The sequence below is a fragment of the Pirellulales bacterium genome, assembly GCA_035656635.1.
In the GTDB taxonomy this organism is placed as follows: domain Bacteria; phylum Planctomycetota; class Planctomycetia; order Pirellulales; family JADZDJ01; genus DATJYL01.
The window spans coordinates 22,287-29,900 of sequence record DASRSD010000102.1 but is presented as its reverse complement, the minus strand read 5'-3'; the positions used below and the strand labels follow the sequence as shown (position 1 = coordinate 29,900).

Here is a 7,614-nt window from a genome sequence, read left to right as displayed (position 1 = left end):
ATCGCCGATGTTTTTTCAACTCAGTCGGCGCATCGAGCTTTTCGGTTTGCGCTTGCATGCGCAGACGGAACAAATTCTCGGAAGCTTCCTTCCAAGTAAGGTTAATTTGTTCGTCGCTCATATCGCGAATTTCTTTGGCTTTGGCCATAATTCTCACCGCCTCGGCGCGTCGTTGCCGACGCGGCTAAACTGTTACATCGCTCGGCGCTTCAAAAATCGAACTTTCACGGGCATTTTGTGTGCCAGCCGAGCAAAGCACATGCGGGCCGCTTCCTCGGAAAGGCCGCCCACCTCGTACAAAACGGTGCCCGGCTTTACCACGGCCGCCCAAAACTCCGGTTCGCCTTTCCCTTTACCCATGCGGGTTTCCAGTGGAATACTCGTGATCGATTTGTGCGGAAACACGCGCACGTAAAGCCGTCCTTCGTTGCGCATGTACTGCTGCGCAGCGACACGGCCAGCCTCAATGGTTTGCGCACTTAGCCAACCTCCTTGGGCCGCTTGCAGAGCGTATTCGCCAAAGCTCACGCGATTGCCGCGCGTGGCTTCACCTTTTATACGCCCTCTTTGGCTTTTTCGGAACTTGACCCTCTTGGGCATCATCGCCATGAGCTTGGTCCTCGTACATACCTTGGTTAATCCACACTTGCACGCCGATGTGGCCTTGCGGTGTTTTGGCTTCGGTAAAGCCGTAATCGATTTTCGCCCGCAATGTCGACAGCGGCATGCTGCCGGCAATGGCCTTTTCGCGGCGCGCCATTTCGGCGCCACCCAAACGGCCTGCCAGTTGAACCTTGATTCCTTTTGCGCCCGCTTCCATCGAAGTGTCGATCGCCCGTTTCATTGTGCGACGGAAGCTGGCCCGTTTAGCCAATTGTTCGGAAATATCTTCCGCCACCAACTGGGCGAAAATTTCCGGTCGGTTGATTTCTTCAATTTTGATGTTCACGCGGCGGCCGATCAGGTTTTGCAGCTCTTCCTGGAGCTTTTCCACTTCTTGACCTTTGCGGCCAATAATTACGCCCGGGCGCGCCGTGTGTAGCACAATTTTGACTTCATCCCGGGTGCGCTCGATTTCGACCTTGGGAATGGCGGCGAAATTGTATTTCTCCTTGACGAATTTACGCACCTTGAAATCTTCCAACAGCAGATCGCGAAACTCCTGCTTGGAAGCGTACCAGCGGCTTTTCCAGCCTTCCATAATGCCGGTGCGAAATGCGACAGGATTGACTTTTTGACCCATAACTAATCTCGTATGCGGTATGCAGTAGGCGGTAATGTATTTTGAAGTTGCGTTTATTCCAGTTCGACCGAAATGTGCGCCATTCGCTTGCGAATCATAAACGCCATGCCCCGCGCCCGGGGACGGATACGTTTGAACATGGGCCCACCATCGATGCGGCAATCCTTCACCACCAGGCTGCCGACATTGTTGGCCCGGCGATCTTCCGCGTTGCCCAGTGCGCTCTTAATCACCTTTTCCAGCATCCGCGCGCCGCGGTGCGGCATGTACTTCAAAATATCCAGCGCATCGTCGGCGAATTTACCGCGCACCAAGTTCGCCAAGGGGCGCACCTTGCGGGCACTAATGCGGGCAAATCGATGTGTTGCTTTGTATGCCATGATGACTGTTGTTCATTGATTCCGGTGTCACAGCGCCGGGTTGATATTACGCTTTTCCTGCCGGAGCTGCGGCCGGAGCTCCGCCTGACGCCGCGGCAGACTCGGCTTCCTTCTTGATGCGGCCGCCGTGACCGCGGAAAGTTCGCGTAGGGGCGAACTCGCCCAGCCGATGCCCGACCATGTCTTCCGTAATAAACACCTTCACGTGCAACTTACCGTTGTGAACCATGAACGTGTGGCCCACAAACTCGGGCACAATGGTGCATGCCCGAGCCCAGGTTTTGATGGGGTCCTTTTTGTTCACCGAGTCCATCGCTTCCACCTTGCGGAAGACATTGGGATCGACAAACGGCCCTTTCTTTTTGGAACGTCCCATGGAAATTTCCTCCCGACTGACACAGTCGGGCTATTTTAGTTTTACAATGGAATTTTGATTTGACCGTAGCGCCGCGAACGTCGGCGGCGAATCAGCGCCGAGTTGGACGGCTTCCGCCGCTTGCGCGTGCCGCCACCCTTGGCACTTTTACCTGTCGGACTAACGGGATGCCGGCCTCCCTTGGTGCGACCTTCGCCGCCACCGTGCGGGTGATCGATGGGGTTCATGGCCGTGCCGCGAACAAAGGGCCGCCAACCTTTCCAACGGTTGCGTCCTGCCTTGCCAATTTGAATGTTCATGTGATCGGCATTGCCGATGGCGCCAATGGTTGCCCGACCTGCCGATGGCACCCGGCGAATTTCGCCGCTGGGCAAGGTGATTTGCGCCCAATCGGCCTCGCGGGCCATAAGCACTGCACTGGAACCTGCGGAGCGACACAAACGGGCGCCGCGGCCCGGCTGCAGTTCGATATTATGAATCGACAAACCCAACGGAATATTTCGCATCGGCAAGCAATTGCCAACCTTGGGCGGTGCATCGGGCCCGTTCATTATTTCCTGGCCAACTTGCAAGCCATCCGGCGCTAAAATGAAGCGCTTTTCGCCGTCTGCAAAAAAGAGCAGGGCAATGCGGGCACTGCGATTGGGATCATATTGAATCGATTGCACCTTGGCCGACACCCCGTCTTTTTCACGGCGAAAATCGATCAATCGATAGCGCCTTTTGTGTCCGCCGCCACGGTGCCGGGCAGTAATCAAGCCTTGGTTGTTGCGCCCGCCGTGCCGCTTTTTGGGAATACTGAGCGCGCGAGGCATCGCGGCGCCGGGCGTCAATTCAGCGAAATCGCTGACCGTAGCGCCGCGGCGTCCAGGCGATGTCGGTTTATAACGGCGAATACCCATGGCAAGCGTTCAATTTCAATGATTAAAAGAAATCAATCCGGTGTTCGGAATCCAACTTCACAATGGCTTTTTTCCAATCCTGCGTACGGCCGCTGCGGAAGCGCGCCCGGCGCGGCTTGCCTTTGCGGTTTTGAATGTGCACGCGCAACACTCTCACGTTAAATAGTTCTTCAATGGCCTTGCGGACATCGGCCTTGGTGGCGAGCTTGTTCACTTCGAAGGTGTAGGCGTTGTATCGGCTGGAGCGGTGCATCCCCTTTTCCGTGACCAGCGGGCGCACAATTACTTGATGCGACGCCAATAGGCCTCGCTCTTCCTGTGCTGCTTCGTGGGTTGCTTCGGCGGTCATGATTCTTTCTTTTTCCTGGTCCGCTTGGCTGCAGCCGGTTTGCTGGCATCAGACCTTGCCGACGATTTTTCAGCCGCTTCGTCAGAATTTTGCGTGCCCGATTTTGCGGCCCGTTCCTTAATCCACTCCAGCGCCGCTTTGGTGAACAACAATCGCTGCGGCCGCAGCACAATTAAGGCGTTTAAATCCGCCACCGGCGACATGCTCACGCCTGCAATGTTGCGAACCGATTTGTATAAATTGACATCATGTGCCGCCGTGGCCACCAGCAGACTTTTGTGTTCGTGGCACTTCAGCGCTTTCAAAATGGCAGCCATTTCGCGGGTTTTGGGGGCGCTGAATTTCAAATCGTCGATCACGGTGACTTGGTCGTCACGAATTTTGGCCGCCACGGCCATCCGCGTGGCCAATTGCAGCGCCTTGTGCGGCAAGCGATAACCGAAATCGCGCGGTTTTTTGGCAAAAATATGCCCGCCGCCACGGCGAATGCCGCTGCGCCGCGAGCCGGCCCGGGCATTCCCCGTGCCTTTTTGGCGGTACATTTTTTTCGTGGAGCCGGCCACCAGGGCGCGGCTTTTTGTGGCGAACGTGCCTTGGCGTAGGTTGGCCTCATACATGACCACGGCGTCATGCAGCAATTGCTTGTTGATGCGCGGAGCCAGATCGGTCGGCTCGATTTCCACCGAGCCCACGGAGGCTCCCTTCGCATCGTAGATGGTTAGCTTTGGCATGCTGTTACAGTTTGTTCGTTTGGCGTACCAGCACAAAACCGCCGTTGGGGCCCGGCACCGCTCCGCGCACCAGCAGTAAATTGTTCTCCTTGTCGACGCGCACTACTTTCAAATTGCGGCTGGTCTGGCGAACGTTGCCCATTTGGCCCGCCATTTTCTTTCCCTTGAACGTGCGGCCAGGAAATGTATTGCCGCTGGTGCCGCCGATATGTCGATGCACTTTTTTCACGCCGTGAGTGGCCCGTTGGCCTTTGAAATTGTGCCGCTTCATCGCCCCCTGGAAGCCTTTTCCCTTGCTGGTGGCAGTCACGTCGACGGCTTTGACTTTTTCGAACATCTCGACGGTTAGTTTTTGACCGATGGTCATTTCGCCGGCCGGGCCAACCAACTCGCGGACAAACCGTTGCGGTTCGCAATCGGCCTTGGGCAACAATTCCACGCCGGCTTTCGCCCTGGTTTTGGAGCGAGCGCTGTCCAGCTTCGCCACGTGGCCGCGCCGGCTGCGAATGGCCAAGCGACGGGGCATGTCGGAGAAGCCAAGTTGCACCGCTTCGTAACCATCGCGGGCAGCAGTGCGGAGTTGAAGCACGGGGCAGGGGCCAGCCTCGATTACCGTCACCGGAATGGCGGTTCCGGCTTCGTCAAACACTTGTGTCATCCCGACTTTGCGGCCGAGTAATCCGATGGCCATCGTTATATCCCCGTGCGTTGTTCATTGGGTTTGCGCAGACAAGCGGTCCTTATAAGCGGACCCGCTTGGCCAGTCGTGCGACCTTACAAGGTCGCCGCCGACCTCGCTGCGTATTACCCACTGAACTTCCGTGGCATGTGAATGTTTTCCAGAATTTTTTCAAATCGCGTCGTCAGGACGCTGCAAAAATCAATATTCAATTCGTTATCTGCCTGTGCTGGCTTTGATTTTAATATCAACGCCTGCGGGCAAACTTAATTTGTTCAAGGCTTCAATGGTTTTGGCGGTGGCTTGCACAATGTCAATCACACGTTTATGCGTGCGAATTTCGTATTGCTGCCGCGCCTTTTTGTCGATGTGCGGGCTGGAAAGGACAGTGTACCGTTCAATTCGCGTGGGCAAGGGAATGGGCCCGTGCACCTCGGAATTGGTGCGCTTGGCGGTATCGACAATTTCCGCCGCGCTTTGATCCAACACCGTATGGTCGTAGGCCTCCATCCGGATGCGAATAATTTCGTGCGAATGACCCGCCACGCTGCTACTCCCGCCGGAATCGTGTCCGGTGTATTACGCTAACTACTGCTTCCAACACTTCCTGTCATACCCCGGTCCATGGGGGAAACCCTCCAAGATAGAAGATCAACAAAAACAGGTCAATGGGGGGTTCGGCGAGATTTTGGCTTTGGCGTTCAGTTTGTCTTGGAGTTGTATCTGGCTGCTACGACTAGACCACCAGATGACTAGATACCATATCCCACCGTACATCAGACAACCTTGCAACAGACACCAGACGACCAGACACCTAAATAAATCCTTCCTGCACCTCCGGCGGGGCAGGGCCGTATTTCAACGGTTCCATCGAAAAGCTGGCCCGACCTTGGCTTAAGCTGCGAACCGCTGCTGAGTAACCAAACATCGCCGACAATGGCGCTTCGGCTTCCAGCACCGTCGCTCCGCCGCGGCTTTCGGTACTGTTGATGGTGGCTCGCCGCTGCTGCAAATCGTTGATCACGTCCCCCAAGTGATCTTCCGGGGTGGTTACTTCCACGGCCATGATCGGTTCCAACACCATCACGCCGGCGGCTTGCAGCGCTTTGGTAAAGGCATCGGCCGCGGCAATTCGCAGCGCCACTTCGCCTGGCAGCGGCTCCGGCAGCGGCGTCTGCAGCAATTCCAGAGAACAGCTCCACAGCGGGCAACCTTTCAGGCCGCCTCCTTCGGCTGCTTCTTTGAGCGCGGAGAGTACTAGTTGAATAATATTTTGTTTCGCTCCATCTTCCACGAACCAGTTGGTGAAGACGTGGCACGGCTCATCTTTATGCTGCGGCGTTACACGCACCTTGACTTCTGCGAATAACGTCTGCCCGCCGATTTGTCGATTGCACTTGCCCAGCGCTTCCGCCGGCGCGTTCACCGTTTCTTTGTAGCTGACCCGTGGCTTGTGCACGCGCACGTGCAAATTGAAATCGCGTTGCAAGCGGTGCTGAATGACTTCCAAATGTAATTCCCCCATGCCGCTGATCAGCGTTTGTCCGGTCTCCTCGTTCTCGTGGGCGCGGAACGTCGGATCTTGCCGCTTGAGCATTTCCAGCACTTCGCCCAATTTTTTGCGGTCGGCCGTGCTTTCCGGTTCCACGGCGGCGGAAATGACGGTTTCGGGAAATTGAATGGTTTCCAACAGCAGCGGCGCTTTGGGATCGCACAGCGTGTCGCCGGTGATCGATTGCCGCGGTCCGATCACACCGACGATGTCGCCGGCCTGTACGCTTTCGATTTGCTCTTCGCGCTTGGTAGCGTGAATAATCCACAACTGCGAGACGTTTTCCTTGAAATTTTTGCCGGAATTCAGTGCGCGGCTGTTTTGCTTAAGCGCGCCGGAGTACACCCGCAACCAATGAATGTCGCCCGTCTTCGCGGGCAGCACCTTGAACACCAGCCCGCAAAATGGCTCCTCCGACGACGGCTTGCGGATTTCGATTTTGTCGCTGCCGTCCTTGTTTTTTTCCAGGGCGTGGCCTTCTACCGGCGGCACATCGAGCGGACTGGGTAAATAATTTTGAACGGCGTCAAGCACAGGCTGCACGCCGATGCCATGCAGCGCCGAGCCGCACAACACCGGCTGCACTTGCAACGCCACCGTAGCCTTGCGTAATACGCTGTGGATCAATTCCGAGGGAATCGGCGCTTCTTGCAAAGCCAATTCCATCAATTCGTTGCTGTAATCGTATAACTTTTCGAGCATGGCGCTGCGCCACTTTTCGGCGCGCTCGCGCAACTCCAGCGGGATATTTACGGCGATTAAATCTCGGCTTTGGCGCTCGCCGCCGAACGTGAGCATTTTCATCTCGATCAGATCGATGATGCCCCGGAACGGATCTTTCACATGCGGCGGGCCTTGGCCGACGGGAATTTGAATGGCCACGGGATGGGCCGCCAGTCGTTGGGAAAGTTCGCCGTAAACGGCCTCAAAATCGGCTCCTTCCCGATCCAATTTGTTGATGAACGCTACACGCGGCACTTTGTATTTGTCGGCCTGCCGCCAGACCGTTTCGCTTTGAGCTTCAACGCCTTCCCGCGCACTGAACACCACGACCGCTCCGTCCAGTACCCGCAGACAGCGTTCCACTTCGGCCGTAAAATCGACGTGGCCGGGCGTGTCGAGCAAGTTGATGGTGACGTCTTTCCAGGGAAACGTGACGCAGGCGGCGTAAATGGTGATGCCGCGTTCTTGCTCCTCGGGATCAGAATCGGTATCTGTGGTCCCCTTATCGACTTCACCCACGCGATGCTTGGCGCCGGAGAGGAACAACATCCGCTCGGTGACGGTTGTCTTGCCGGCGTCGATGTGGGCAATAATGCCGATGTTTCGAAGTTTTAGCAGGTCGCGTTGCATGTTAGCTGATCAAGCGTCCAATGGCATTGTCGGAAGTGCAACTCCAGCG

General features: G+C 56.3%; 11 protein-coding genes. All 11 read right to left on the bottom strand.

Annotation, left to right across the window (positions count from 1 at the left end; all coding sequences use genetic code 11):
- A partial coding sequence (gene rpmC, locus VFE46_09525; GenBank protein ID HZZ28227.1) for a 50S ribosomal protein L29 occupies positions 1–148 on the bottom strand: 148 nt, incomplete at its 3' end.
- A 44-nt stretch (positions 149–192) separates the two neighbouring features.
- Entirely contained in the window at positions 193–609 is a 417-nt protein-coding gene (gene rplP / locus VFE46_09520; GenBank protein ID HZZ28226.1) for a 50S ribosomal protein L16, read from the bottom strand.
- Positions 548–1,243, bottom strand: a complete 696-nt coding sequence (gene rpsC / locus VFE46_09515; protein ID HZZ28225.1) for a 30S ribosomal protein S3 — start codon at positions 1,241–1,243, stop codon at positions 548–550. The genes rplP and rpsC overlap by 62 nt, the downstream gene beginning before the upstream one ends.
- A 53-nt stretch (positions 1,244–1,296) precedes the next feature.
- Complete coding sequence (rplV, locus tag VFE46_09510) at positions 1,297–1,623, bottom strand: 50S ribosomal protein L22 (GenBank protein ID HZZ28224.1); 327 nt, start codon at positions 1,621–1,623, stop codon at positions 1,297–1,299.
- A gap of 46 nt (positions 1,624–1,669) precedes the next feature.
- Positions 1,670–1,999, bottom strand: a complete 330-nt coding sequence (rpsS, locus tag VFE46_09505; GenBank protein HZZ28223.1) for a 30S ribosomal protein S19 — start codon at positions 1,997–1,999, stop codon at positions 1,670–1,672.
- A gap of 41 nt (positions 2,000–2,040) precedes the next feature.
- Positions 2,041–2,901 carry a 50S ribosomal protein L2 gene (gene rplB / locus VFE46_09500; protein ID HZZ28222.1) on the bottom strand — a complete coding sequence of 287 codons (861 nt, stop codon included), beginning with the start codon at positions 2,899–2,901 and terminating at the stop codon, positions 2,041–2,043.
- Positions 2,902–2,923: 22 nt separating this feature from the next.
- Positions 2,924–3,250: a 50S ribosomal protein L23 gene (gene rplW, locus VFE46_09495; protein ID HZZ28221.1), complete on the bottom strand. Its 327-nt coding sequence runs from the start codon at positions 3,248–3,250 to the stop codon at positions 2,924–2,926.
- Positions 3,247–3,981: a 50S ribosomal protein L4 gene (gene rplD, locus VFE46_09490; protein ID HZZ28220.1), complete on the bottom strand. Its 735-nt coding sequence runs from the start codon at positions 3,979–3,981 to the stop codon at positions 3,247–3,249. The genes rplW and rplD overlap by 4 nt, the downstream gene beginning before the upstream one ends.
- A gap of 4 nt (positions 3,982–3,985) precedes the next feature.
- The gene (gene rplC, locus VFE46_09485; GenBank protein ID HZZ28219.1) at positions 3,986–4,672 is read right to left on the bottom strand and encodes a 50S ribosomal protein L3; all 687 of its coding nucleotides are present in this window, start codon (positions 4,670–4,672) and stop codon (positions 3,986–3,988) included.
- Positions 4,673–4,876: 204 nt separating this feature from the next.
- A complete protein-coding gene (gene rpsJ, locus VFE46_09480) occupies positions 4,877–5,206 on the bottom strand; it encodes a 30S ribosomal protein S10 (GenBank protein ID HZZ28218.1) in 330 nt (109 codons plus the stop codon).
- 268 nt (positions 5,207–5,474) lie between these two features.
- Positions 5,475–7,565, bottom strand: a complete 2,091-nt coding sequence (gene fusA, locus VFE46_09475) for an elongation factor G (protein HZZ28217.1) — start codon at positions 7,563–7,565, stop codon at positions 5,475–5,477.
- Positions 7,566–7,614: the final 49 nt, after the last annotated feature.

Excerpts from the sequence above, each read along its gene's own strand:
- rplP (HZZ28226.1), bottom strand. The coding sequence starts at position 609 with ATGGCGATGATGCCCAAGAGGGTCAAGTTCCGAAAAAGCCAAAGAGGG.
- rpsC (HZZ28225.1), bottom strand. The coding sequence starts at position 1,243 with ATGGGTCAAAAAGTCAATCCTGTCGCATTTCGCACCGGCATTATGGAA.
- rplV (HZZ28224.1), bottom strand. The coding sequence starts at position 1,623 with ATGGCATACAAAGCAACACATCGATTTGCCCGCATTAGTGCCCGCAAG.
- rpsS (HZZ28223.1), bottom strand. The coding sequence starts at position 1,999 with ATGGGACGTTCCAAAAAGAAAGGGCCGTTTGTCGATCCCAATGTCTTC.
- rplB (HZZ28222.1), bottom strand. The coding sequence starts at position 2,901 with ATGGGTATTCGCCGTTATAAACCGACATCGCCTGGACGCCGCGGCGCT.
- rplW (HZZ28221.1), bottom strand. The coding sequence starts at position 3,250 with ATGACCGCCGAAGCAACCCACGAAGCAGCACAGGAAGAGCGAGGCCTA.
- rplD (HZZ28220.1), bottom strand. The coding sequence starts at position 3,981 with ATGCCAAAGCTAACCATCTACGATGCGAAGGGAGCCTCCGTGGGCTCG.
- rplC (HZZ28219.1), bottom strand. The coding sequence starts at position 4,672 with ATGGCCATCGGATTACTCGGCCGCAAAGTCGGGATGACACAAGTGTTT.
- fusA (HZZ28217.1), bottom strand. The coding sequence starts at position 7,565 with ATGCAACGCGACCTGCTAAAACTTCGAAACATCGGCATTATTGCCCAC.